The sequence below is a fragment of the Chitinophaga hostae genome (assembly GCF_018224885.1).
In the GTDB taxonomy this organism is placed as follows: domain Bacteria; phylum Bacteroidota; class Bacteroidia; order Chitinophagales; family Chitinophagaceae; genus Chitinophaga; species Chitinophaga hostae.
In genome coordinates this window covers 30,160-56,116 of the sequence record NZ_JAGTXB010000031.1, presented here as the reverse complement: position 1 = coordinate 56,116, position 25,957 = coordinate 30,160, and the positions used below count along the sequence as shown (strand labels likewise).

Here is a 25,957-nt window from a genome sequence, read left to right as displayed (position 1 = left end):
TTTACTTTCTATAAACAGATTGTTATTGTCTGGAAAATGATAATCACACTACCCGTTCATTACCTGAGCTGCTCGTTTATCCCGACGATGATTCCCTCCGGACCGCGGAGGTAGGCGAGCCGATAGCTGTCTTCGTATTGCACTACTTCACCAACCAATTCGGCGCCATGGGAAAGCATGCGTGCCACCAGTTCATCGATGTCATCAACCGCCAGCATGATACGGCGAATCCCAAGTTCGTTCACCGCCGCTTTCTCAGGTCCGGTTCTGATCGCGTCCGGCGTATGGAATTTGTCCAGTTCGATCCGTCCGTGGCCGTCCGGCGTGCGCATAAACACAAGGGTAGCGCTAACTTTCTGAAGGTCAATAAGACGATCTACTGTGGGGCCTTCCACCTTTGCCTCTCCCTCCAATTCGAATCCGAGTTCGAGAAAGAATGCCTTCGCGGCTTCGAGATCCTCAACAACGATGAGGACGTTGTCCATTCGTAGTAATTTACTTTTTGCCATAGCTCTAAATTATCATTTATCAATGCGAAACAGGATGATGCATACCTCAAAGATAGTTTATAGGCTTATTAAACGGGGAGGCTGTTTGTGAAATTTTCCGGGGCCATTTACGCCATTCTCATCCTTCAAACGAATAGGTTTCCTTTAACTCCCAGGGGCCTTTACAGTAGCGCCATAGCTGCACACCTGTTGCGCCTATCTCAAAAGGTACAAAATCCGCCGTCAAACGCTGATGCAGTTGTTGGGCCTTATAAGCGGTCACTTTATTCATGATGGTAATATGCGGCCGTAATAACTGCTGATCCCGCCAGGTTAAAAATGACAACCATTGTTGCTGCAAGGAATGATGAAATACCTGGAGCGTTGGCGATAATAGCGTGTATGCCACGCCGTTAGTATACTGTTGCACTGCATTTACTGTTAAGGTAAAAGAGACCAGTGCCCCGATGCCGGAGAGTGAGTCAACAATGCGGGGTTCATCTGCCGGCAGGCGGTGAAATAAGGTCACATGAGCATCTACCATATTAGCGTATGCCGGATAATGGGACCGGCGCAGCTGGTTGAAATGTGCTGCAGCTGCTGGTTCCAGTTGTAATGTAAGAATGAGTGGCGCTGTCATGATGCGCAAAAATAGCTAAAAAGCGATACTAAAGCTATTGCTTCGGAGCGCTATTGAATTCCAGGTAGCTATGGTCGCTTTCATCGCCTGAGTTGTTTACAGAAAATTACAAACGCCTATACCTTTGTTTACATCAGCAGGCATGTTTCCTTCTTCGCTGCCGGCGGCACAACGGGCTTAGGAGTTTTCTCCTCTTTGACCGTTTGTTCAGTTGCTTTATATAACTCGTCCATTTTTTTCAGCGATGTAAGCAAAGTGGTATATAGCTCCGGCATCTGTGACAACTTCATTTCTCTTGCTGACCTGCTTTCGAAAATAATACCTGGTTCTCCTTTCATCATTTCGTTTGCCGCATTCAATTTAAACTTCTCTATCGCTTCCGGTGCACCGGGATTAATTTCACTGATACCTGCCAGTTTATTTTCTGAAAACACATCGCCGGCAGCATGTTCCTCTCCGGCCGCAAGCGATAATGGTATATCTCCCTTCTTCCGATTAATCATACTTAACAGCATCTGTTCTATGGTAATATCGTGCGCCTGTGGTTCTTTGGTAGTATCCGGTGTGAACACCCTTGCATCCGGCGCTTTGCCTAGTGTTTTGGTTAACTGGTTACCGGGTTTATTCCAGATATATTCTGACACCATGACAACAAATAGCTGTTGTATATTCGGCGGCAGCAAGCTATACGCCATATCCAGGGATGTTCTGCTCATGAAGCCCAGGTACTCCTTCGCATATCGTTTCTGCTGACTTCCCGCCATAGCATTTATATAGGTTTTTAGCATAAAGAACAGGGAGGTTAATGCCATGGTACCGGGCTTTTCTATTTCCATCCTCCTACGTTCGCCGGTATCTTTATCTGCCCAGAATGCCTCATCCGGCTCTCCGGTTCTGAGAATGTGGCTCGACAATGCATATGCCTCTACAATACCAGACAGCGAACTACCCAGGGTAGCCTGAACAGACACTTCCGGATCATCATCCTTTATACTCATAAAACTTTCAAAGGCATGGTGCTGCCAGTCGAACTCAAATTCCTTCTGCGGCCCATCACCGGTTGCAGTAACGCCGGGATGTGGCTGATCACCGTTATCGAACTGTCCGCCTTTCCAACGGGGATTCAATGTATACCATTCCACAGGAATTTTTCCCTTCAACAGATTGTCATTATCTTTTGAAGCACGCCAGAAATCTGCCGCCAATTTCCACGCAATCGCCACCTGTTTCAGATCGCCCAGATCTTCCGATTGGAAGTCCACCGCCTTCTGCACAAATTCAATTACATATTGCCGGTGTGCAAATTTAGGCAGATCTGCTTTTACTTCATTATCGAGCGTAACATCTACCTTTCCATTCAACACTCCCAACTTAAACTCTTCTAAGGTGATATTTTCACTTTCGATCAGGTTTTGTCCTTCCGAACCTTTTTCTGCCCTGATAACAAACACGCCTCCCAATACCTCGGCTTCAACACCGAACAGTCCTGTTCTTCGCACCATTTGCGTTACACTACCGGTAACGGGCATACGTTGCAGTGGTTGTGCAGCAGGCTCCGCGTGCCAGGCTTTTGCCCCCATGGCATCCGCCTCCCGCTCCAGGGCGGTATCATCGTTGATGCCAATACTTTTCATCTGCCGGGTAACCGGAACCCTTCCCTGTTTTTGCTGTACTACGTGCCAGGCTTCATGCGGCAAATGCTCTTCCTGACCGGATGCAATATGAATATCTGTTCCCTGCGCATAAGCGAGTGCGTTCATCTGCGCCGGCTGATCGGAGTTGTAATGCACTCTTACATCATCCATTGCAAGACCCGACATCGACTCTATACCGTTCTTCAACTTATCCGGCATACCCGTCCGATTGGATTTAAACTGCACAGGTGATGATGAAAGATTACCCGCAGCTGTTGGAGCAATGAAACCCGGTGACGCCGGTGGTACAATACTTATACCTCCCTCGCTGCTGTGATTAGCGGCCGCGGTGCCGCCTGCAGCCGATGCTTGCGTAACGTGATGATCTGTGAGCATGACATTAACTTTTGTAGGTGTACCCGTTATGGTACATCATCATTTTTCAACAATGGCTGCAGCAGGAAGTGCATAATCAACAGCCCTAATACCACCCCTATTCCCAGGATAGCCAGTACGTTCATCAGCGGCACGCTATGGCATTTGCCCGGTATGCTGCTGATGCCTACAAAAGCCATTTCCTTGTTCAGGAAAAGCGCCATAAATATACTGACTACCGTTAGCAGTAATAATATCACGAGCAATATCAATAGCTTCTTTCGCCACTTCCAGTCGTCACCTTTTGTTTTCACAAAATAAAAGTAAGCGGCACCGGAAATGAGGAACAACAACGCAAAGCCGATAGCGAAATAAACAAAGTAAGTATCTCCTTCGTATTCGGAAATATCAACGCTGCAGGGATCTTTGAATAGCTGAACATAAATTTTCAGCTCCCGCTTCAGCCGCTGAAAAAAAGTAAGATGCTCCGGTACCGGCGGCCGCAATGAAACGGTATCCAGGAACAAGGTATCCGTGACTACAAATTTATCGACCAATGCATCCCAGAGTTCCGTTTGTCCATCGTCTGCACCCAGCGTCCACAGGGCAATACCGCCGATGCCGTTTTTCAGCGCGTAGTCATACTTCATTGACATGCTGATGCCATCATCAAACCATATTTCCTCTTTTACCTCTCCGTACTGATCGCGCACCGGTATAAAAAAAGTGGCGGTGGTTTCATCAAAAATGGGAATCGTATCAGAAGGGTATTGCTGACGCAGATCGCTGAAACTTACATAACGGCTGAACACATCCGGGCTGCCGCTTTTACCTTTTGTCCACACGGCGCCATAGTAAGGAAGCAGTAAAGAAAGCTGTGAGGGTGGTATGCTGCCTTGCAGGTAACGCGATACGGCACCCGTTACGGACTTCGAAGGATTACCATCGAGTGGTGCGAGCGGGCCCGCTGTTTGTCCTCCTGCCTGTGTAAAATCGATAATAAATAAATCCACATAGGGATGCAAAGCATGCAGATCGTAGTTGTAAAACGGATCATAGGAAGGCACCACCACATTCAGCCTGAAGTTCCTATTAACCTGTTTCAGCGTGCCCGATAAAAAAGTAAAAAAGCTGGTCAGCAGGCTGCGCTTGCCGTCCGGTAATGCCTGGAAGTAGATGGTAACGCCGTCGGCCTGTTGTGTTGTCAGTAAACGGCCAAGACTATCCGCGAACGATGTTTGTGCACTTTTGCTGTTAAGCAGTGCAAGCACATTACTGTTTTTCTTATCGAAGAACAGCAGTTGCAAACTGCATCCTGCAGAAAGTGCATCGGGGATGGACTTTATATCGCTCTGTTGAAAGGCCGGTTGTATGCGGCCGGTTGGTCCGTCTACCACGTAGCCCAGGAAGGTAAAGGTGCTGAGTGCGTTGAAATTATACGTAATGTATCCCTTTTCCATCCAGTAAGGTTGTATCCCCATCACATCTACTTTCTGCGAGAGGCGTACCATGTAACGTGCGCCAATACTATCGCTGAGCCGTAGCGTGTCTACTTGTCCGGGTGGTCGTCCATAGAGGGAACGTACGGCATTCAGGTGGGCATCCTTTGCTTTTTCGGCATCCTGTTCCTCGCTTTTCTTTTGGAGGATAGGCATCATCTTATCAACCAGTGCGTTCAGGTCTGTTCCCGGCACAGATTTGTCCGGTTGCTGAACGGGTGTTTTAGTATTACTGGCGGTATCTTTTTCCGCCGGCTCCGTTTCATGACTTAATGCAATTTCATTTAGCAGGGACATCAGTGAATCAAACTGCTGGTTCTCTCTTTTCTCCAGCGCGTCATTTAATTTTCGTATGTCTTCCTTACTAACAACCAATGAATCTGTTAATGTTTGATTGATAATATATAAAACGCGTGCGCGCTCGCGCGCGTGTGCATTATGTCGGAAACGGAAAGCGCTTAAAATTTTCTTTATCAGTTTTTCGTTCGCTGAAGCTTTCGCCGGCACCTTGGGAGATTTCGGCAATTTCGGTTCCTGTGGCGGCTTTGGAGGCTTTGTCAACTTCACCGGCGATTCCTGGAAATCAACTTTTCCGATACCGTACAAATGAGTTCCGGTGCCGTAAACGGTAAGGTTGCAATGTAAAAAAATGAGGTATGCAATTATCCGGGCGGTTATTTTTTGAGCGGGATTCATCGGGATGCTTAAGATGATAAAAGATAGAAAAATAATTTTTTAAATAAAAATATTTTAAATCGCTTTTTTGATTTTATATTGTGTTATCAAATGAAAACTCAATTTCATTCTCAAAATAACAGACGCCTTTCAACCCGGATTTTTTTTCAACGATATATTTTTCATACGCACGGTAGACATAAATAATATTCCAATGATCTATGAAGCCCTAAGCTGTGTAACAGAAGATATCAATAACAACCTGAAGCGAAAATTACAGATCAACGAAGACAAGATGATACTCTCCGGCATTGTAAACCAGGATGGCAGCATCGCCATACAGGGTGAAAACAAAATGCTTGTTACCCTTGTCAATGTGGAAAAAGAAACAGCAAGGGCATCCGTTTCCAATACCGGTGCTGCCGTATTTAACGCAACATCAGCGGCAGTATCTATCAATCTGTATGTATTATTTTCCGCCTATTTCACCGGGAATAATTACGCGCAGGCGTTGAGGTTCCTGTCTTATACCGTCGCTTTTTTCCAGTCGAAAAGTACATTCACTGCGCAGAACACGCCTATGCTGGACAGTGGAATCAGTAAGCTTTCGTTTGAGCTGGAAAGTCCCGGCGCCGATCGTATGAATAACATGTGGGCCACGCTGGGCGCCCGTTACATGCCGTCGGTGTTATATAAAGTGCGCATGCTGACCTTCGACGATTCCATCATCAAAGAATACAGGCCTGCAGTGGCAGGTACTTCCGGTGAAACACTCCCTGCCAGGTAACCGGCAGGTGTTTCCGCCATTTGTAAAGAGCATGATACAACGATATGAAATATTGACCACTATCCGTTACCGTCACGATTTCTTCCAGTCATCGCCCTGGCAGGGCATTAGCCTGCGTGTTCCTGTTGCTGCCGGCAAACAATTACTGGATGCGGATCTTGTACTGAAACAACAACAAACCGGATGCACCCTCCTATACAATACGCTGGGCGCCGGCAAACGCGACCGGGCCGATATTTTACAGGATAATATCACGCTCACTTTCGAGGTGGTATTAAACGATCCCTTATTTTACAACTATACCGGCATACGTGCGGAGCATATCAGCAGCAGGTGTTTTGTATTTGGCAACGCCGGCAGAAATACCAGCGGTATGCTGCACCGGCAGGCATATGCGGATGTGGCAGACCTGCAGGCGGTGGATACGCCGCCGGGCGTGGCTGCCAAACCATTTGGCGTGCTTTCCCTCGAGCTGAATGCATCCCTGCAGGAAAATTACGAGATCCGCTTTCCGGCGCAAAGCACCTATTGGTGCTATTTCCTGATGAGCGGACAACTATCATCGCTGGCCCATCCTGTGATCCTGGATACCAATGGCGTTCCCTGTTTCAGCGCACCGGTGCTCACCACCATGCCCGACATGCAACAGGTACCGGTACTGATTTCGAATCAGCCGATTCCCTTATCTGACAGGACTACTAATTTTTTAAAACTGGCGGATCAGTACCCGGATGAAAAAGATAAGCACAAGGTCATCATCTCCCCCCTACCTACTCCGGATCCCGGCAGGATATCCGCTGCAGGAAGGGCGTGGCATACTATCGACAAAACATACTCAGAAATATTTTTATACTAAACAAAAACACTTCATATGGCATCAACCTTCATGACCCCCGGGGTTTACATTGAGGAGAAAAATGCGTTCCCCAGTTCCATTACCGCTGTGGAAACTGCAGTGCCTGTATTCATAGGCTATACTCAGAAAGCAGAAAGGAATGGAAAATCCCTTATCCACAAACCTACCAGGATCACTTCCTTTGCCGAGTACATCGAGCATTTTGGCAGTGAGTTCAAGCCCCGGTTCACGCTGGCGGATGCAGATCCAAAAGTGAAACAGGAAACCTTTAACATCAACGGGAAACCAACGGTGGTAAAGGTTAAAGACAATAACACTGCTTACTTCTACAACAGTATCAGGCTGTTTTTTGGTAATGGCGGAAGCCTCTGTTATATTTTGTCGGTAGGCACCTACGGCAACCAGCCGGACGGCGTTATCATTGCAGCCGACGACTTTATAGGTTCGGACTCCAAACCAAACGTATTTACCATACTGGAAAAAGAAGCAGAGCCTACCCTAATTGTCATACCAGATATAATAGCACTCGGTGCGGATGCCTATACCACGGTATACACGCAGGTATTGCAGCACTGCGCCGCGATGCAAAGCCGTTTTGGCATTTTCGATCTTGTAAAACAACAGCCATCAGATGTGCTGGAGGATGTAATTGGCGCCTTCCGTGAACAGATAGGCGTCAATTCCCTCAACTATGGCGCAGCTTATCACCCCTGGTTGAAGACCACCATCGTGCAGCCGGATGAAGTGGATTTTGAAAACCTGGACGCTTCCGTAGAACTGGATAAAATTTTACCTGAACCTGCAGCTGCACTGATCATCACCAAATTTAAAGGCAACGCCACACCGGACAAAAGCACAAAGAAAAATTTCCACCAGTGCCTGAAAGCGGCCAGTCCCACCTATGTGCATATCCTGGAAGAATTGCGTTCCCTGATGAATGAGCTGCCGCCAAGCGGCGCCATGGCAGGCATTTACACGCTGATAGACAATGCACGGGGTGTATGGAAAGCGCCGGCCAACGTATCGGTGAGCATGGTAACAGCCCCCACGATCAACATCTCCAGTGAAGAACAAAAAAACCTGAATGTGGATACCATGGCGGGAAAATCCATCAATGTAATCCGGCCATTTACCGGGGTCGGCACATTGGTATGGGGCGCCAGAACATTGGATGGCAACAGTCTGGACTGGCGTTACATCAATGTAAGACGCACCCTGATCATGATTGAGCAATCCGTAAAACTGGCTACCAGGGCTTACGTGTTTGAAGCCAACGATGCCACCACCTGGATTACCGTAAAAAGTATGATCAACAACTTCCTGCAAAATCTCTGGAAACAGGGCGCTCTGGCTGGCGCAGCACCGGAACAGGCGTTCGATGTGCAGGTAGGATTAGGCGCCACCATGACACCGCAGGATATCCTGGATGGCAAAATGCTCATCACGGTGAAAGTAGCGCTGACGCGTCCGGCAGAATTTATCATCATCACCTTCCAGCAACAAATGCAGCAATCCTGATACATCACAGATAATCTATTTAATCACCTCTAAAACTTGCAATTATGCCAGATGACGGCTCCACCCAATCGCAGGCCACATGGCCAATGGTAAAGTTTTCTTTCAAAGTCATGTGGGATGGCAACGAGATCATATTCCAGGAAGTAACAGGTCTCACCTCCGAAACGCAGGTAATAGAATACCGCGGCGGCAGCAACCCTGTATACTCTGTTGTAAAAATGCCCGGAATCGCGAAGTTTAATAATATTACCCTGAAGAAAGGCATCTTCAAAGGAGATACTACCCTCTGGGATAAATATGATCTCATCAAAATGAATACCATCAAGCGTTCTACCATCGTGATCAGTTTGCTCGATGAAACCGGGCAAACAGCCATGAACTGGACGCTGACCAACGCATTCCCCTGCAAAATGACCGTTACCGACATGAAATCCGACGCCAATGAAGTGGCAGTGGAAACCATGGAAGTGGCGCATGAAGGACTGCACCTAACCAAGTAAAATAATGGATTATGAAGCCTTCGTGTTTCGTAATCCATTATTACTATTGTTGACTGTTTCAAAGCTATTGCCATGCCTATTCCACCACCACCGCCACCACCCGGATCAGGACCATGGTACCCTCCCGTAGGATTTTATTTCAGGGTGATGGTACCGGGAGTAACAGGCACCAACGAGGGAAACTTCCAGGAAGTAAGCGGGCTTACAGCTACTATCACTCCGCTGGAAGTAAAGGAAGGAGGAGAAAACAGGTTTAGTCACCGCCTTCCCCAACCACCCAAATATGGTAACCTGGTGCTCAAAAGAGGAATGCTCACCGGGTCAACACTGATACGCTGGGCACAAACCGCCATCAACCAGTTTACCTTTACACCGGTAGCGGTAGTTGTTAGTCTTATGAACGCCAACCGCGGACTGGTAGCCTCCTGGCAATTTGTAAATGCTTATCCCGTAGCACTGAGAGTATCCGAATTCAAAGCGGAGGAAAATAGTATTGCCCTCGAAACACTGGAACTATGCTATGATTATTTTCAACAAATTTCTTAATCATGCCACTGGAAATAAGAGAACTGGTGATCAAAGTCACCGTAGAAGAACATCCCCCGCAGGCAACTGCTTCCACTGGTCTGAAAGACCTGCAGGCATTGAAAGACAAGATTGTCAGGGAATGTATGGATAAATTAATCAGCACCATAGAGAACTTACCCGCAAGATGAACCCTACAGGAACACCCACCAAATTATTACTGGCCGGCTATGCAGATGCTACCGCCACCGATCAGCTGATCGACAGTGTGTACGCCGTGATCAACCCGGATAGCTATACCCTTAAATATACGATCAACTATAAAAATACTGATGAACAGGGCGCCGTGGCCCCCACACAGATCTTCAGCAGTATGGAGTCCGGTAATTTTGACCTGGAACTGCTGGTGGATGGAACCGGCGTAGTTCCCATCCCCGGCGGATTAACGGTAGATAAGTATATCGAAAAAGTAATGAATATCGCCTATAACTACCAGGGAACAGACCATCGTCCCAACTACCTGCGGATCACCTGGGGTAATACCAACTTCACCGGCGTATGTAAAAATATCAGTGTAAAATATACCCTGTTCAGCAATACCGGCACCGCATTGCGGGCGCTGATCAAAATGAGCGTTATCGAGTCTGTAGCCTTTGCTACCAAAATAAAAGAGTCCGGTGTATCATCGCCCGACCTTACGCATATGCGTACCGTAGTGGCCGGCGACACTTTACCGTTAATGACCTATCGCATATACGGCGAACCGGGATACTACATGGAAGTAGCGCGGGTAAATGGTTTGAACAGCATACATGATATAAAGCCCGGTGACGGACTTTATTTTCCCCCGTTAAAAAAATAAGCGCCACCGATTATGACCGCAGTTGTACCTATTAACGTTGCCGATCCTACCCTGCAGTTTACCATCACTGCGAATGGCACTGCCATCGAATATACGTACCCGATAATCGCCATCACCATTCATCATGAGCTGAATCGTATATCGTATGCAGAGATCGTGATATCAGATGGCACCACTTCCAAAGCATCTACCGGGGTAATCGGTGATTTTCCGGCGAGCGACAGCGATTATTTTTTACCGGGTAATCCCCTTACCGTTACTGCCGGTTACGGGAACACCGGGGAATCGCTCATCTTCACCGGCATAGTGGTAAAACAGTCGATACAGGCTACCGATCAGGGCTTTCACCTGGTAGTTACCTGTAAGCACAATGCCGTGCAAATGACGATTACCAAAAAAGATGCGGTGTTCATCAACCAAACCGACAGCGCTATCATGAGCACTGCCATCAGCAATAACGGGCTATCCGGCGAAGTGGAAAGCACCAGCGCTTTGAATGAGCTGGTGTTTCAAAAATTCAGCAGCGACTGGGATTTCCTGTTGGCGCGTGCAGCCTTCAATGGCTACGTGGTATCACTGGTAGAAGACAAAGTGGTAGTCGCCCCGCCGCTGGTCAGCGGCAGCCCGGTAGTATCAGTGGCCTTCGGCGAATCGCTGATCCAGTTCAATGCCTCTATCAGCGCAGAAAAACAGGTGCCTTCATTAAGCGCAGCCGCATGGGATCCGCAAACATTGTCGATGATCACCGCCACTGCCACAGAGCCCAGCGTAAATTCACAAGGCAATCTTGCCGCGAGCAAACTGGCTTCCGCGCTGCAGCAAACACCTCTGCAGCTGGTTTCCAATTCCCCCCTGGCACAGGAAAATCTGCAAACATGGGCCAACAGTAACCTGCTGCGCATGCGGCTGGAGTCGATCAGCGGACAGGTATCCTTCATGGGCAATGCCCTGGTATGGCCAAATACGCTGATCACCTTATCCGGCGTGGGAGCCCGGTTTAACGGTGACGCCTATGTGTGGGGTGTAACACATACGCTCAAGGAAGGCGTATGGACATCCAACGTAAAGTTTGGTCTTAACAGCAAGCCTATCTATGAACAGGAAAATTTTTCGTACTCCCCGGCCAACGGCCAGCTGCCCGCCATACAAGGATTGCAGCTGGGCACCGTAGTGGCTATCTCTGAAGATCCCGCCGCGGAATACCGTGTACAGGTAATGCTGGCATCTACCGCTACCGGCCAGGAAGGTACCTGGGCAAGGCTCTCTACCTTTTATGCCACCGCAAGTGCGGGCGCTATTTTCTTCCCGGAAGTAGGCGATGAAGTGGTAGTGGCATTCGTAGAAAACGACCCGCGATACCCGGTGATCATTGGCTCGCTATATGGTAAAATGAAAACACCCCCGGTTATACCGGCCGATAATAACAATTATATCAAAGCGCTGTATACCAAAAGTCAGCTGAAGATTTCATTTGATGATGAAAACAAGATCATCACCATTGTTACTCCCGGTGGCAACAGTGTAGCGCTGAATGATACCACGCAGGAAATAGTGATACAGGACCAGAGCAGTAATTCCATTACCATGGCGCCGGCGGGCATCACCATCAAAAGCGCCAGCGATATGACCTTACAGGCCACAGGACAACTCAGCATCAATGCTATGACGGTGAAGCTGGCGGCTACTACCAGCCTGGAAATGAGCGGGGCCACTATTTCACAATCGGCCGATACTACTTTCAGCGCTACGGGTAACGCGTCTGCCTCCTTATCTTCCTCCGCCTCTACTATCATACAGGGCGGAATAGTGATGATCAATTAAACCACAAAAAAATCTCAAACACATGGGACAACCTGCCGCAAGGATTACCGATATGCACACCTGTCCGCTGGTAACACCGGCGCTGCCACCCATCCCGCATGTAGGCGGACCAATTATTGGTCCCGGTATGCCGACCGTATTGATCGGCGGGTTACCCGCTTCCGTGGTGGGTGATCTGTGTACCTGTGTTGGACCGCCCGACGCCAACATATTGGGTTCCGTTACCGTATTGATCGGTGGCCGGCCTGCTGTTCGCATGGGCGATAGCACCGCCCACGGCGGCGTAATCATACTTGGATGTCCAACCGTTTTAATAGGAGGTTAACAATGACAAAAGATATTAAATCATTTCTCGGAACGGGCTGGAGTTTTCCTCCCTCGTTCGATAAATCGGCCGCGTCGGTACTGATGATTTCTGATATTGAAGATATTGAAGAAAGCATCCGCATCATATTGACCACCACACCCGGCGAACGCACGATGCTACCGGATTTTGGCTGTAACATCCGGAAGCTGGTATTTGAAGTAGCCGATGCCAGGTTCTCCGGGGAACTGAATCATGTGATCTACCATGCGCTCCTGGAATATGAGCCGCGTATTAAAATGATAGACTGCCAGGTTGTTGACCAAACCATGGAAAAAGGCGTGGCATATGTGCAGATCAACTACATCGTTATTGCCACCAACACCCGGCATAACATGGTGTATCCGTTCTACTATCTCGAAGGTACCAACATCAGCACCAGATGAGTAACTACTTTGAAAATATTCAGGATGGCGTCAGCCAGCTGGAACGACAGCTGGATGCACTACAGCCTGCCTATGTAAAAGTAGATGACCGGAGCACATTTGATTTGCTGGCCTTGCTCACCGAACTCGCCAGCCAGTTCAACTACTACGATTTCCAGGATCAGCCGGATGGCGACTGGCAGGATTTTTTTTATGCCGACCTGGTCATCATGCTCATTACCTGTTCCAACCTGCAGTTCACCCCCTACGAAGAAAGATACCTGTTGTTGCGGGAAGCAATGAGCAAGTCAGATAATGAAGCCAGCCTGTTCCGCCATACCGCCGGTTTCTTCGCGTTGCTGTACGACATTGCCATCGCATTAATGGATGTACTCCGCAAATTATCATTGTCCGACAAACAGGCTGTTATCAGTCATTATGCAGAACAGGTGATTGAATCTATAGAAGAAGAAACGGCGAAATTATACCGGTATGAAGCACAGGTAAAACAACTGTTTCCCTTTGAAACCACGCGGCACCACACCCTGCGCGGGAATACCGACAGCAGCCGGCTGCAACAATTGTTTCCGCGTATTTTCAACAGCATTGCCGGAGGAGAAGAAACGTTCAGCGGCTTCTTTTCCCTGAATGAAATCTATGATACGCTGCGAACTAAATTTTACCAGACCGCCAGCGCCTCCGGCTACTATCTGAAGAACCAGCTCCGCGAGCGGCAACATACGCCGCATATGGGGCTGCTGATGGCCTTTACAGAGCTTTACAAACACCTGCAGGATCAGATCAACGAAATACCTAAAAGGCATCTTGATTATTACTATCGTACTATACTGGGCATGCAGCCGCTGGCAGCAGTACCTGACCGGGTGCATATCCTGATTATGCCTGCGCCGCAGGTAAACAACCTTTTCCTCGACAAAGGAGAAATTGTACTGGCGCCCAGCCCCATACGCAAAGATCCGCTGAAATACCAGCTGACGGAGCCTTTCAGGGCACATACCGCCGGCATCACCGCCTTGCATACCATTTATGTAAGCAACTATCTGCAGATAGCCGCTAAAACACTGCAAACAGATAATATCCGTGAAACCGCCGTGTATTGCGCACAGCACCCGGTAATAACAGCCCCTGCATTTGCAGGTCTTACCATGCCGCCGGTCACCTGGCCCCTGCTCGGGGAAGACCAGCATGAACTACCTCCATCTGTTCGCACCATGCAGGATGCCTCACTGGGCTTTATGATCGGCTCGCCTACATTGTATCTTACAGAGGGCGGCCGCTCTGTGCAGGTGTGTCTTCATTTCAGTGCAGCAACTTTCAGCGCCCTGCTGGCCTACCTGGATAATTTTTCTGCCGTTACCGGCAGAAATGCCGCCATCGTAAACAGTGAACTGATGTCAGGCGCCTTCAACCTGTATTACACCACACCTGCCGGTTGGGGAACGATCAAACACTTCAATGTGCGCTGCGGAACGCAGGAACAGGCGGACAATGCGATCGTGATCAACTTCCTGCTGCGCAACAGCGATGACGCTTTCAGCGTATACAACCCTGAGGCGCATGGTCCTGACATCGCCTCTTCCCTTCCGCTGCTAAAGGTATTGCTGAACAATAACAGCTTCCATCATCCCTACTCCTTCCTGCGTAATATCGTATTGGAGCGGGTAACGGTAAGAGCTAAGGTAACCGACTTCCGCGCCGTAAAGCTGGATAATAATATGGGAGAAATAAATGCGTATCATTCCTTCCGGATGTTTGGCGCCACACCGGCAGTAGGCGCTTACCTCGATATCTGTAACACGAACGTATTTAATAAGTATTCCAGCAACTTCAGTATAAAACTCGAATGGCTGGATCTGCCCCGTAATATCAACGGGTTCGACAGCTACTTCGCTGCCTACCAGGCAGGCATGACCAACAACGCTTATAAAGTAGGCATCAGCAGTATCAACAATGGGGTGTTTTTGCCCGAACGCGGCAGCCAGGAGCAGTTCCAGCTGTTTCATACCGTGCGCGACAAAGAAGGGGATCTTTATCTTTCTGATACTTCCCTCATAAGGGATGCAGACTTCCACAAGATCAGCTTCCCCAACGGGATGAAAATGGATAAGGAAGAAAAACACAGCAACACCGTTTACAAACAGGGAGCCATACGACTGGAGCTCACCAACCCTTCCGAAGCATTTGGTCACCAGTTGTACGCACTGATTTTCCCGGAGATTGTGATCTATAATGCCAGGCACCCTTCCCGGAAAAAGCCGTTGCCCGGCATGCCTTATGTGCCGGTGGTAAAATCCATTTCCATCAACTATGAACTGGAGCATTCCGAGTCGCTGAAGCCCATTAAAAAGAGTGTACGGGGCGAAGGGCTGGAAGTACATCACATCGGACCGTTTGGCTATGAAGAAATTTACCCGGGTCCGGGCATCAACTATTTCCCGCTGCTACCGGAAATCAACGATGCCGGTCATTTGCATATTGGTTTTGACCAGCTGAAACCCGGAGAGGAATTATCACTGCTGTTTCAGCTGGAAGATAAATATTTTACAGATACCACTGCGCCGCTTCCTGAACTGAACTGGGCTTACCTGGCCAATAACAAATGGTATCCTTTTGAGGGTAGGTATTTGCTGAGCGACAATACCAATAATCTCACCCGGAGCGGCGTTATCAAGATCCTGGTGCCGCCGGGTATCAATACACATAATACGATACTGGCACGCGGTACGTGGTGGATCCGGATTTCCATGCCATCACATGAATGCATTACACCACGGGTAACCGGTATTTTCCCCAACGCTGTAACGGCGGAACGGAAACTGGAACATACCGGTGAAACCATGGAAAAGATGCTGTTCATTCCTCCCCTTACCATCAAAAAAACCCAAAGAGATATCCGTACCATCCAGGCTATCTGGCAGCTATTCCCTTCCTTTGGTGGCCGGAAAACGGAATCGGAAAATAAATTTTATACCCGGGTGAGCGAGCGGCTGCGGCATAAGCAGCGACCTGTCAGCGCACTGGATATTGCCCAGGTACTGCTGGAAGCCTTCCCGGAAATTCTCATTGTAAAGAGCATCCACACCCCGTCGCCGGCCAGCAAAGAAGATGTAAGTATCATTGTGGTACCGAGACAGCTGGATAACGGGTTGTTCAACAGTACACAACCTAAGGTTGACCTGGACACGCTTTGCCGTATACAGGCGTTTATGCAGCAACGTATATCCCCGTTCGTTAGTTTGTCGATCCGCAACCCTGTATATGAAAGCGTTAAAGTGGTATGCAGTGTTGTATTCCGGAACCAGACCGACAACAACCTTAACAGCCACCTGCAGCAACTCCGGCTGGATATACAGAAATTTCTCTGTCCCTGGTTATTTGATCCGGCATCGCACCTGAAAATAGGCAGTACGCTTTATAAGCCGGAACTGCTGAACTATATCAACCAGCAACCTTATGTGGATTATGTTACCGGTTTTTCTCTCATACATTTTTATTTTATGAAAGATGAAAACACGGGCATGACCCGGGCCTATGTCACAGACACTGCCGCCGGCGATCTGCAACAGATCAGCCCTTCGCTGCCGCAGGCCGTACTGATCCCTTCAGAAGAGCATCTTATCACCGTGCTTCCCTTTCCTGTATATAAAGAGGCCACGCCGGTTGGTATGGATGCATTGAAGATAAGCAATGAACTGATTGTGGGGAATGATCAGCCATTGATAACGGTAACGGACAAACGTCACGACTACCCGCCCGATGAAGAAATGCTCACCATCTCCATTCTGCCGCCGTAAGCACATCAGATCTTCCGATATCATCTTCATAAAATAATTGTAATCATATGGCAATGCAATCCAACAAAAAAGTATACGGACGGGATGAGCTGAAACAATATTTCAGAAATGGGGTGATGCCCTCTGAAAATCATTTCGGCTACCTGATAGATTCCACCATCAACAAACAGGAAGATGGTTTTTCAAAAGATGAAGACAATGGTTTGCTGGTGTCCACGCTGGGCGAATCGAAGCGACTGATGTCATTTTACCGGGCTACCGATGACCTGGAGCCATTCTTCTGTGTAGAAAAAGAAGAACAGGAATTTCCCGGTCTGCGGTTTAAACCAGGTGTTGCCACCGACGAAGCCGATATGGCGGAGAAAAGTTTTTTCTTTCATATCAATGGTAATCTTGGTATCGGTAAAAAAAGTGATCCGCGCTTTAAGGTCGACATTAACGGTTTTACCGGTATGCAGGGCCGCATGGGCACTTTTAAAGCGGGTACGGTACCGGCTAACGGCAAATGGCATCCCATACTGGAAGCACTGGATAACTGCCAGGCATTTGAAGTGATGGCCCGTACCGGCAGAAAAGGCGCCGGCCGTGTAGCCATTCTCCATGCCACCGCCCTGGCGGCCTATGGCGGGGCACATAACCGCATCAGCCAGCGCTGTGCACATTACGGCTTTTTCTGGAATAAGATAAAACTCCGCTGGAAAGGAGGCACACATAACTATTCTCTCCAATTACGTTCCAACAGCAACTATGGAGAAGGCGTTGAAATTTTCTATCATATCACACGCCTGTGGAGCGATGAAATGTTTATGCCCGATGAATATTACTATTAATCTGCTGTCATATGCCCGGTAATCCTATCCAGATCAACAGAGAAAAATCCGCTGCCCCCGCAATGGATTATGACGTTTTAATGAAGGAAGCTATTGCCAGGGTGCAGGAGCTATCCGGCGCCGAATGGACTGACTATAACCTGCATGACCCGGGTGTTACCATCTTACAGCAACTGTGTTATGCCATCACTGATCCGGCCTACCGGACTGCCTTCCCGATAGAGGAAATACTGGCAGACAAAAAAAATAATATTGACCCGGAGCCGCATTCATTTTTCCGTAAAGCCGATATGCTCACGTCGGCGCCGGTTACAGTGAACGATTACCGTAAACTGGTGCTGGATGAAATAGAAGACATAGAGAACATCTGGATTGAACCGGTGCAAACATGGCAGCCTTCCGGCTGCGCCAAAGGGGTTTACCGCGTATTCATACAGATAGCAGATGAACTGGCGGGTAACTTAACGGAAAATGCCGAACAGATAAAACAGCTGGCGGCCGGCACTGATCACTTTTTACAATCGTACCGGAATATCGGGGAAGATTTTGAACCCGCCATTGTACTGCAACCACAGCAAATTTATATCAAGGCGGAAGTATTTGTAGACAGCAGGCAGGAACCCCAACAGATCCTTGCGCTGATGTGCAATGCCTTTGAAATGGCGCTGCATCCGCCCGTACGCTTTGTATCTGCTGCGGAGATGTATATCAACGGATTTACGGCAGAAGAAATGTACGCCGGTCCCCTGCTGAAAAGAGGCTTTGTTGCCGATACGGACCTGCATGAAAGAAAACGAAGCGTGGACCCCGCCGACCTGATGAAAATGGTATCACAGGTACCGGGCATCATGAAGGTAAAATCCATTTACCTGGCCGATGATGAGAACGCCTTCCAGGCAAAGCCCGTCACCGTAAAACCCGGGCACTACCCTTTCCTGGAAATGGTGAATGGAAAACACGAAATAAAAATTTCCAGCGACAAATTTGAATACAACCTGCAGGACGCCCATTTTCTCAATATGTACGAGCAGGTAAAAACCGTCGCGCGACGGAAATTTGCCGGGCATAAAAATGCCGAAGCATCCAAACCATTGAAAGGTACTTACCGCAACCTGGGACAGTACTATTCGCTGCAACATCAATTCCCTGCTATTTATGGCATTGGCCGCGACGGACTCGAAAAAGACGCACCCGCCCTGCGGCAGGCACAAGCCAAACAACTGAAAACCTACCTGCTGTTCTTTGAACAGCTGCTGGCCAATTACCTGGCGCAACTCAGTAGTCTCGATACTTTTTTCTCCCCCTATCTCCGGCAGGTGCCCGCTGTTACCTATGCCACACAACCGCTTTACAATGTGCCCCACGCTGCTGCCTTGCTGAAAGCCTACACGCATGCACAACATCCCGTGTCATGGGAGCAGTTCATACATGATAACGGCAACGACTATATTAAAAATATGCAAAATGCCACCGAGCCGGACAAAGTATACCAGCAACGAAAAAATACGGTGCTGGATCACCTGCTGGCGCGCTTCAACCTTGTGCTGCTCAAATACCCCGTAACCTTTTACGAACAGATTTACGGCCGCGATACGCCCTCGCAGCGCATCAGCCCGGAACTGGAATGGAAAGCCGATGTACTCCGCCATATGCCGGAGCTCAGCGCCAACCGCAACCGCTCCTTTAATTACCGCGAGGATATCTTTAACGATGGCGAATTATCCGGTTATGAAAATATCCTGCACCGGTTACTGCATGTGCCTATCGGAAAAAGGAAACGTCTCACCGCCGTTTTTGATGCCGACAGCTGGAAGGTAGACGTGCACCAGTCGTCCGAACCTCATCTGCATATTCACCTGGTCAAGGAATACAAGCTGAAGGATGAAATATTGAAGGTTAATATCGCCGAAAGCGAATCAGGGGAACTGATTCCAGGAAAAAAATATCACTATGGCCGGCAGTCGGTTTCCTTACTGCGCTTTGGATTGGACCCGGGCAACTACCGGATTATATATGATGAAGAGGAGCGCCGGCACCTGGTAGTATACCGTCATACCGCTCATGGGCTGTGGCAGGTGGTAACACGCGCCAACAGTTACGAATCCGCCACCCGGGCACAAGAGGATATGATCCGTCACCTCAGGAAAATCAGTATTGATTCCGAAGGATGTTACCTGCTCGAACACCTGCTGCTGAAACCTGCATACGAGGACGCACGATTTGGTTATCGTATCTACGGGCCGGCTAACAAACTGTTGCTCCGGCATGCACAGTGGCTGTCGCTCGAGGCCAGGGAAACACAGCTGGAACAACTGCCTGTACTCACCGCTGCGATGGATATTCATATGCCGTTTGCTAACTGGCAACAGCTGCAGCAACAGTACCAGGTTTATTTTTACAGGGACGGCACGCCGGAATTACTGACGGCCGCACATTTCAGCACGCCGGCGTTTAAAGCAGCTGCAGAAGAAGCGGTAACAGACCTGGTATTGCTGGCCAGGAAGATGAAAACCGCGCAATCCCTGCGCATAGTATTATATGTAAAACACAGTGACTCGCAGATGCTGGAGGAAGACTTTTTCAAGCTCGGTATGAGCCTCGTTTTCCCGTCATGGCCTGCGCGCTTTCAATACGCAGAATTCCGCCGGTTTACCGAACAGTTGTTCATTGAACACACAGCCGTGCAGTTCCGCACGCATTTCAGGTGGCTGGGCATTGCCGCCATGCGTGACTTTGAATCGCATTACTTCGATTGGCTCAAAGCCATGCGGGGAGAGGGCGACCGCAACGCTGCCGCGAGCGCATTCATTTCACTGATCATACAGGATCCTGCATTTGCTCATCATTTAGTGCCGCTATAATGGATACACATATCATTGGCCGGTACAGTTTTGATATCACCTGCGACGCAAGGCCCAGGGCCGTTGCCCTGCAGGATATGGTCAGCGGGCTTTTCCGGCAAAACATCAGCGCCGGTACAGAAAACCTGCTGCAACAGCTGATCCCGGCCGATATGATGGCATCTGTTGACACACTGGTGCTGGATATCGGGAAAATCCCGCTCAAAGACCTGGAAACCGAGCTGCCCGAAAAAATACTGGCAGCCCTGCAACAGGCCCTGTCCGATCTGTTACATCACCATCACAGCGGCAGCCGGCATCAGCTGCAGGGGAATATCACTATCCGCAAGGGAGATGAGCGTTTACTCGAGTTGCTATCCTTCCTGCTGTTGCATGGCGTGATGCCCTGGTGGGCAACTACCGCCGAACGTGCGCAGCCCGGCGATATGGTGCTTCATTTATCGGATACATCTCCCGGAAGGCTCGCCGCTTTCCTCCGCAACATTGCCCGAAGCCAGGCAGTACGTGAGCGTATTGTATGGCAGTTTCCGGTGGCTGTATTACAGGCCATCGTGGAAGTACTGGAACCGGCAGAAGCATTGTTCATTATTGCCAGCAGCCGTGAAATCCTGCTGCTGCAGCGGCAGCAACAACTGCTGCATACGGAAACCAGTGAACTGGAAAAAGCCGTGTGGCTGTTTATGCTCACATATCTCATCATGGAGAGAGGCAGTAACTTTAACCGGAAAGAATTTGTGCGCAGTAACCTTCTGCAGCTGGCCAGCCATTTCAATCTTGCCTATGAAACAGTGATTGCGTTGTTTTATGAAGCGCTGTCCCGCTACCAGCCCACATTACCGCAAACAGGGCTGGCCAATTATATCATGTCTCTTTACGATGAAATAACGCCATCGTATATACGAAAAAGAAACTTTCCAGGTGATACCACATCCAACAACCTGATGTCGAACACCGGGGAACAGATCCATTTGTTGCGTTACTACCTGTTGTACGGCGCAATCCCCTGGTGGGCGCCTGGAGTTACCCCACAGGTGTTGGAGCAACTGCTGCACCACGCCGGTTACCACGCCGCCGCTCCATTAAAACAAATGTTGCAAACCGTACTGCAGCAGCAACCAGCAGCGGCGCGGTGGCAGCAGCTGTTGCATACCAGCGGAGCAGCGCAACAACCGGCTCATCTTAATACCATAAAAGTTTGGGCAGCGCAGGTTATTTCTACCGCATCATACGCTATGCGGAATAACGGGAAACAAATGCACTCTCACAACGGGAAGTCTGTAGCAGATATCAACGGGCAGCAAACGATTCCTGGCGATGGAAACACCTCAACGGATGCCGATGGAAAACAAACGACCCTTCGCGGTGCAAACGCTGCAACGGATGCTGATGGAAAACAAACGACCCTTCGCAGTGCAAACGCTGCAACGGATGCCGATGGAAAACAAACGGCTCCTCGCAGTGGAAACGCCGCAACGGATGCCGATGGAAAACAAACGGTTCCCGGCAACGGAAAACCCGGCAACGCCGCTAACCGTGGCTTCCTGTCCTCCTCCAATACCATGGAAGACAATGAGGCAACAACCGGCAACACTATGCCGGCAGCCTCACTCCGTGCAGGATTTAATCGCTCATTTGCTAACGATAACGACGGCCCGGGGCGGTTGCTGCGGGATGTGATTCTTCATTTGCTCACCTATGGCAGCATGCCCTGGTGGGGTAAAACATATGCGCATTTTTCGCTCAACAGCCTCTTGCAGCAACTGGCTGATCAGCAGCCCGGGCAAACACTTACCATACTGGAATATGCAGGTACGCTCCCCGATGCAATGTACCGGCTGATAAACGCCGTAACCCCTTCCGTATTTTTCCGGTTGCTGCAATACCGCGGGCTGCATACCGCCGTGGAAGAAGTATATGACAACCTCTATACGCTGCTCTCTGCCGTACAACAACTGGTAAACGTGAGCACTTTACCGCAGGAGCAACTGGTATTGCAGGCCATCTGGCAATCGCTGGCTGCCACCCGCTACCGGCAGATCGACAAAGAAATTCTATTGCAACGCCTGCTGATGCCGGCGTGGTCGCAGATCCCGGTGGCCGCGCCGCATATGATCGGCTTCCTGGCACAGCAGCTGTTGCCCGTTATCCAGCATCTTTCTGGTAATACGATACTGGCCGGCGACCTGCAACAGTGGACAGATAAGCGGGCGGAAAAGTCAATGGCAGCGACCAGGGAACGGCTGCCTGTACAACCGGGCGCCCCGCCGGCCATAGTGGTAGCCTGGTTACAGCAGTTTCTCCTCAGCGGGCAACTGCCCGCTGCCGCTGGTGAAACAGACAGCGTTTATGCGGCAGCGTTACTTCAGTGGCTATACGAATACCACCGGGAATATATCACAACATTACAGCACACCATTGTTTTGTCGCCCACGCTGTTCCAGCAGCTGGAAGAACTGTATCTCCGGCTGGAGCCGGAAGTAGCACCCATCCAGGCGTTGCTGCAACCCTGGCTGGAAAAAACAATCGCGTCGTCCGGCATATCGGTTACGACCGGTAACAGCCGGGCATACCGGCCTGCAGTTGCCTTTCGATCGCTGTTGCAGCGCATGGAACGCTACACTGCCATTACCGCCGAAAGCCAGCAACAGGTACTGCTGGACGAAGCCACAGCGTTGCTAACGGTGTTCCTTACACGACACCGGTTGCCGGAAAAACTGGGGCAGCTCACCTCCTCAGCTACCAATGAAATTATTAAGGCAGCGGTGATTCTCTTATTCCATGCCGCTCCCACAGTACTCCAGCAACTTTTTAGCAGCCACCGGCAACAGCTGCAGGCGCGGTTGCAGATATATGGCCTGTTTTCATTTTATGCCGGTCCGCCCGATAGCCAGGTACGTCGCAGCCTGGATGTATTTGCCATTCCCGACAGCCTGTTGTTGCTGCAGGAAACCGGTGGCCACACTGTGGCGGATAACATCACCGACCTTCGTAAAGCCGTTTACTTTTATAAGCAACGCAGCCGGCACGAAAGGAAGTTATTCTATAGTAAAATACTGCAACACACGGCGCTGATAGAACAAATGGCGGAGCACCTCAACGATGAATCCTTCCTCGACATGATGCAGGATGTGCCGCTTGGCTGGAGCAGCCACACTACTGATGCCCTGCATGAACTGCAGCACCTGCTGGCCACTCTCCTGCCGGGCAGCCAGGAAAAAATGCAGTTGCAGCAACTATTCCGCCGCTTCCACCTGTTGCTGCTCGGCGCACATATACACGTGTATAATGCAGCCAGCTATGCCGCCCGGCTGCTGGACTTTATCACCACAACAGCCCCGGGCATCGCCGCACTACTGATCAGCGGACTGGTAAAAGCTTTGGGCGCAGCAATGGAACAACCCCGCCACGATACTACTCTTAATCCCGGGGAACTATCTCCTACGCACCTACGTAAACTACTGCCGGCATCAGCGGCACTATCCCGCATGCATATACGTAATATACTGCCTGCGCTGCAGCAGGAAGCTTTGCGACTTACCGCTACTACACGGCACCAGGCATTGCTACGTGAAAGCCTGTACGAAAAGGACCGCCTGCAAACGTCGCCGCCGAAAACGGCTGCTAAACCAGTTTCTCCGGACATCGCACCACGGGAAACCGATAGCTGGGCCAAAATGAAGAAGCAACCAATGGATACCATCTACACCGACAATGCCGGTTTAATTATCCTGCATCCTTTCATTCCATATGGCTTTAAACGGATTGGTCTCGTAAACGACGATGGATTTGTAAACAAAGAGGCGCAACACCGCGCGGTACATTTACTGCAGTACATGGTTACCGGCAAAGAGGTACACGCAGAACATGACTTGCCATTAAATAAAATCCTATGCGCGCTGCCGCTGGAAGAACCGGTGCCGGCCGAAATATGGCTGACGGCAGAAGAAAAGCAACTATGTGAAGAACTGCTGAAAGTGGTGATACAGCGCTGGGAAAAGATGAACAACTCATCGGTAGAAGGCTTCCGGGCAGCGTTCCTGCAACGGGAAGGAGCCCTCTGGCAAAAAGACGACGACTGGTGGTTACGCATAGAAGAGCGGGGTTATGATATGATACTGCAAACTTTACCTTGGGGCATCGGTATGATCAAGGCTCCATGGATGGAAAAAACAATTTATACAGAATGGGCATACAGTTAATGGCCGCCAACGCGGCTACCCTCGAAAAAGAATTGGCATGGTTTGCGCAAATGGCCGCAGCACGCATGCAGCAATACTTTCAGCAAAATGACACTGTCATTCCGGAGCCACCGGAACTCAACGGCGATCCATCCGTATATGCACAGATCATACAACATTATGGGGTATCAACCGCCGAGCGCACCATCCTGCTGCTGGGATTAATACCACATATACAGCCACAACTGCTCGATATCTTCTTCGTTAAAAATGCTACCTACGACAGGGGTTTTACTGAATTCGGAGGCATAAAAGGGCAATCGCATGGCGGCTTTCTGCCCACCGGCGAAACAGCCGCATTCCTGCTGGCCATCGAAGGACTGCAACCACGTTTTCATTTGCTGCATTACTTCAGCCCCGATCATTTTTTCAGCAAATACCAGATCCTGAAACTAATGCCCGCCGGCGATGAGCCGCTGCTAAGCGGCACTCTGCACCTATCGCCCGAATACCTCAGCTTGCTGACGCAGGGACAATCCCACCGGCCGGACTACAATTCCCTGTTTCCCGCCAAACGCATACAAACCGGTATGGAATGGAGCGACCTCGTACTCGATCCGCATGCCTTCGAAGAAGTAGAGGAAATACGTACCTGGATACAACATGGCAACACCCTGTTACAGGACTGGGGCATGGGCCATAAAATAAAACCAGGCTTCCGAAGCCTTTTCTACGGTCCACCCGGAACCGGGAAGTCGCTCACTGCCTGCCTCCTGGGTAAGTCATTCAATATGGAGGTATATCGTATTGACTTATCACTGGTGGTATCCAAATTTATCGGGGAAACAGAAAAGAATCTCGCGCAGGTATTCGACAAAGCCGTTCACCAGCAATGGATCCTTTTTTTTGACGAAGCGGATGCCCTGTTCGGCAAGCGCACGCAAACTTCGTCTTCCAACGACCGCTACGCCAACCAGGAAGTGGCTTACCTGTTGCAACGAGTGGAAGATTTTCCGGGTGTGGTAATACTGGCCACTAACCTGAAAGCCAATATTGACGAAGCTTTCGCCAGGCGTTTCCAATCCATGATCTATTTTCCCATGCCGGCGCCGGAACAGCGCCTGCGCATATGGCGACAATCTTTTCCGGAACATGTGGTACTGGACGATAAACTTAACCTGGAAGAAATGGCCCGCAAATATGAAATGGCCGGCGGCACTATTATCAACGTGGTTCGCTACTCCTGCCTGATGGCATTAAAGCGGGATGATAAAATCATCCGGTTGCAGGATGTTATGGCGGGCATCCGCAAGGAGTTTTCAAAAGATGGGAAGACGATATAGCATCGTGCCTGCTTTGCCAAA

Annotated in this window: 19 protein-coding genes; 15 read left to right on the top strand and 4 right to left on the bottom strand. The window is 49.6% G+C overall.

What is annotated here, in order from left to right; all coding sequences use genetic code 11:
• Positions 1-59 precede the first annotated feature (59 nt).
• From KE626_RS33475 to KE626_RS33460, 4 genes are all read right to left on the bottom strand, one after another.
• On the bottom strand, positions 60-485 hold the full coding sequence (locus tag KE626_RS33475) for a VOC family protein (protein ID WP_249207885.1): 426 nt from the start codon (positions 483-485) through the stop codon (positions 60-62).
• Positions 486-627: 142 nt separating this feature from the next.
• Entirely contained in the window at positions 628-1,128 is a 501-nt protein-coding gene (locus KE626_RS33470) for a 2'-5' RNA ligase family protein (RefSeq protein WP_211977449.1), read from the bottom strand.
• A 128-nt stretch (positions 1,129-1,256) separates the two neighbouring features.
• The gene (locus KE626_RS33465) at positions 1,257-3,158 is read right to left on the bottom strand and encodes an eCIS core domain-containing protein (RefSeq protein ID WP_211977448.1); all 1,902 of its coding nucleotides are present in this window, start codon (positions 3,156-3,158) and stop codon (positions 1,257-1,259) included.
• A gap of 26 nt (positions 3,159-3,184) precedes the next feature.
• On the bottom strand, positions 3,185-5,332 hold the full coding sequence (locus KE626_RS33460; protein WP_211977447.1) for a glycosyl hydrolase family 18 protein: 2,148 nt from the start codon (positions 5,330-5,332) through the stop codon (positions 3,185-3,187).
• A gap of 193 nt (positions 5,333-5,525) precedes the next feature.
• Between KE626_RS33460 and KE626_RS33455 the strand changes: the two genes are divergently transcribed.
• From KE626_RS33455 to KE626_RS33385, 15 genes are all read left to right on the top strand, one after another.
• The gene (locus KE626_RS33455) at positions 5,526-6,098 is read left to right on the top strand and encodes a Pvc16 family protein (protein WP_211977446.1); all 573 of its coding nucleotides are present in this window, start codon (positions 5,526-5,528) and stop codon (positions 6,096-6,098) included.
• A gap of 31 nt (positions 6,099-6,129) precedes the next feature.
• Positions 6,130-6,954 (top strand): hypothetical protein, encoded by an 825-nt coding sequence (locus KE626_RS33450; protein ID WP_211977445.1) that lies wholly within the window; start codon positions 6,130-6,132, stop codon positions 6,952-6,954.
• A gap of 15 nt (positions 6,955-6,969) precedes the next feature.
• On the top strand, positions 6,970-8,472 hold the full coding sequence (locus tag KE626_RS33445) for a phage tail sheath family protein (protein ID WP_211977444.1): 1,503 nt from the start codon (positions 6,970-6,972) through the stop codon (positions 8,470-8,472).
• Between the two features lie 44 nt (positions 8,473-8,516).
• Entirely contained in the window at positions 8,517-8,972 is a 456-nt protein-coding gene (locus KE626_RS33440) for a phage tail protein (protein ID WP_211977443.1), read from the top strand.
• 72 nt (positions 8,973-9,044) lie between these two features.
• A complete protein-coding gene (locus KE626_RS33435) occupies positions 9,045-9,518 on the top strand; it encodes a phage tail protein (RefSeq protein WP_211977442.1) in 474 nt (157 codons plus the stop codon).
• Positions 9,519-9,520: 2 nt separating this feature from the next.
• Positions 9,521-9,688 (top strand): DUF5908 family protein, encoded by a 168-nt coding sequence (locus tag KE626_RS33430; protein WP_211977441.1) that lies wholly within the window; start codon positions 9,521-9,523, stop codon positions 9,686-9,688.
• Positions 9,685-10,359 carry a CIS tube protein gene (locus tag KE626_RS33425; RefSeq protein ID WP_211977440.1) on the top strand — a complete coding sequence of 225 codons (675 nt, stop codon included), beginning with the start codon at positions 9,685-9,687 and terminating at the stop codon, positions 10,357-10,359. The genes KE626_RS33430 and KE626_RS33425 overlap by 4 nt, the downstream gene beginning before the upstream one ends.
• A gap of 12 nt (positions 10,360-10,371) precedes the next feature.
• Positions 10,372-12,180 (top strand): type VI secretion system tip protein VgrG, encoded by a 1,809-nt coding sequence (gene vgrG / locus KE626_RS33420; RefSeq protein WP_211977439.1) that lies wholly within the window; start codon positions 10,372-10,374, stop codon positions 12,178-12,180.
• A gap of 22 nt (positions 12,181-12,202) precedes the next feature.
• The gene (locus KE626_RS33415) at positions 12,203-12,505 is read left to right on the top strand and encodes a PAAR domain-containing protein (RefSeq protein WP_211977438.1); all 303 of its coding nucleotides are present in this window, start codon (positions 12,203-12,205) and stop codon (positions 12,503-12,505) included.
• A gap of 2 nt (positions 12,506-12,507) precedes the next feature.
• Entirely contained in the window at positions 12,508-12,930 is a 423-nt protein-coding gene (locus tag KE626_RS33410) for a GPW/gp25 family protein (RefSeq protein ID WP_211977437.1), read from the top strand.
• Positions 12,927-16,724: a hypothetical protein gene (locus tag KE626_RS33405; protein ID WP_211977436.1), complete on the top strand. Its 3,798-nt coding sequence runs from the start codon at positions 12,927-12,929 to the stop codon at positions 16,722-16,724. Before KE626_RS33410 ends, KE626_RS33405 begins: the two co-directional genes overlap by 4 nt.
• Before the next feature lie 47 nt (positions 16,725-16,771).
• A complete protein-coding gene (locus KE626_RS33400; RefSeq protein WP_211977435.1) occupies positions 16,772-17,554 on the top strand; it encodes a hypothetical protein in 783 nt (260 codons plus the stop codon).
• Between the two features lie 11 nt (positions 17,555-17,565).
• Positions 17,566-20,415: a hypothetical protein gene (locus KE626_RS33395; protein WP_211977434.1), complete on the top strand. Its 2,850-nt coding sequence runs from the start codon at positions 17,566-17,568 to the stop codon at positions 20,413-20,415.
• Positions 20,415-24,614, top strand: a complete 4,200-nt coding sequence (locus KE626_RS33390) for a contractile injection system tape measure protein (RefSeq protein WP_211977433.1) — start codon at positions 20,415-20,417, stop codon at positions 24,612-24,614. Before KE626_RS33395 ends, KE626_RS33390 begins: the two co-directional genes overlap by 1 nt.
• Positions 24,599-25,936, top strand: coding sequence for an ATP-binding protein (locus KE626_RS33385; RefSeq protein ID WP_211977432.1), 1,338 nt, complete (start codon positions 24,599-24,601; stop codon positions 25,934-25,936). The genes KE626_RS33390 and KE626_RS33385 overlap by 16 nt, the downstream gene beginning before the upstream one ends.
• The last annotated feature ends 21 nt before the right edge of the window (positions 25,937-25,957 follow it).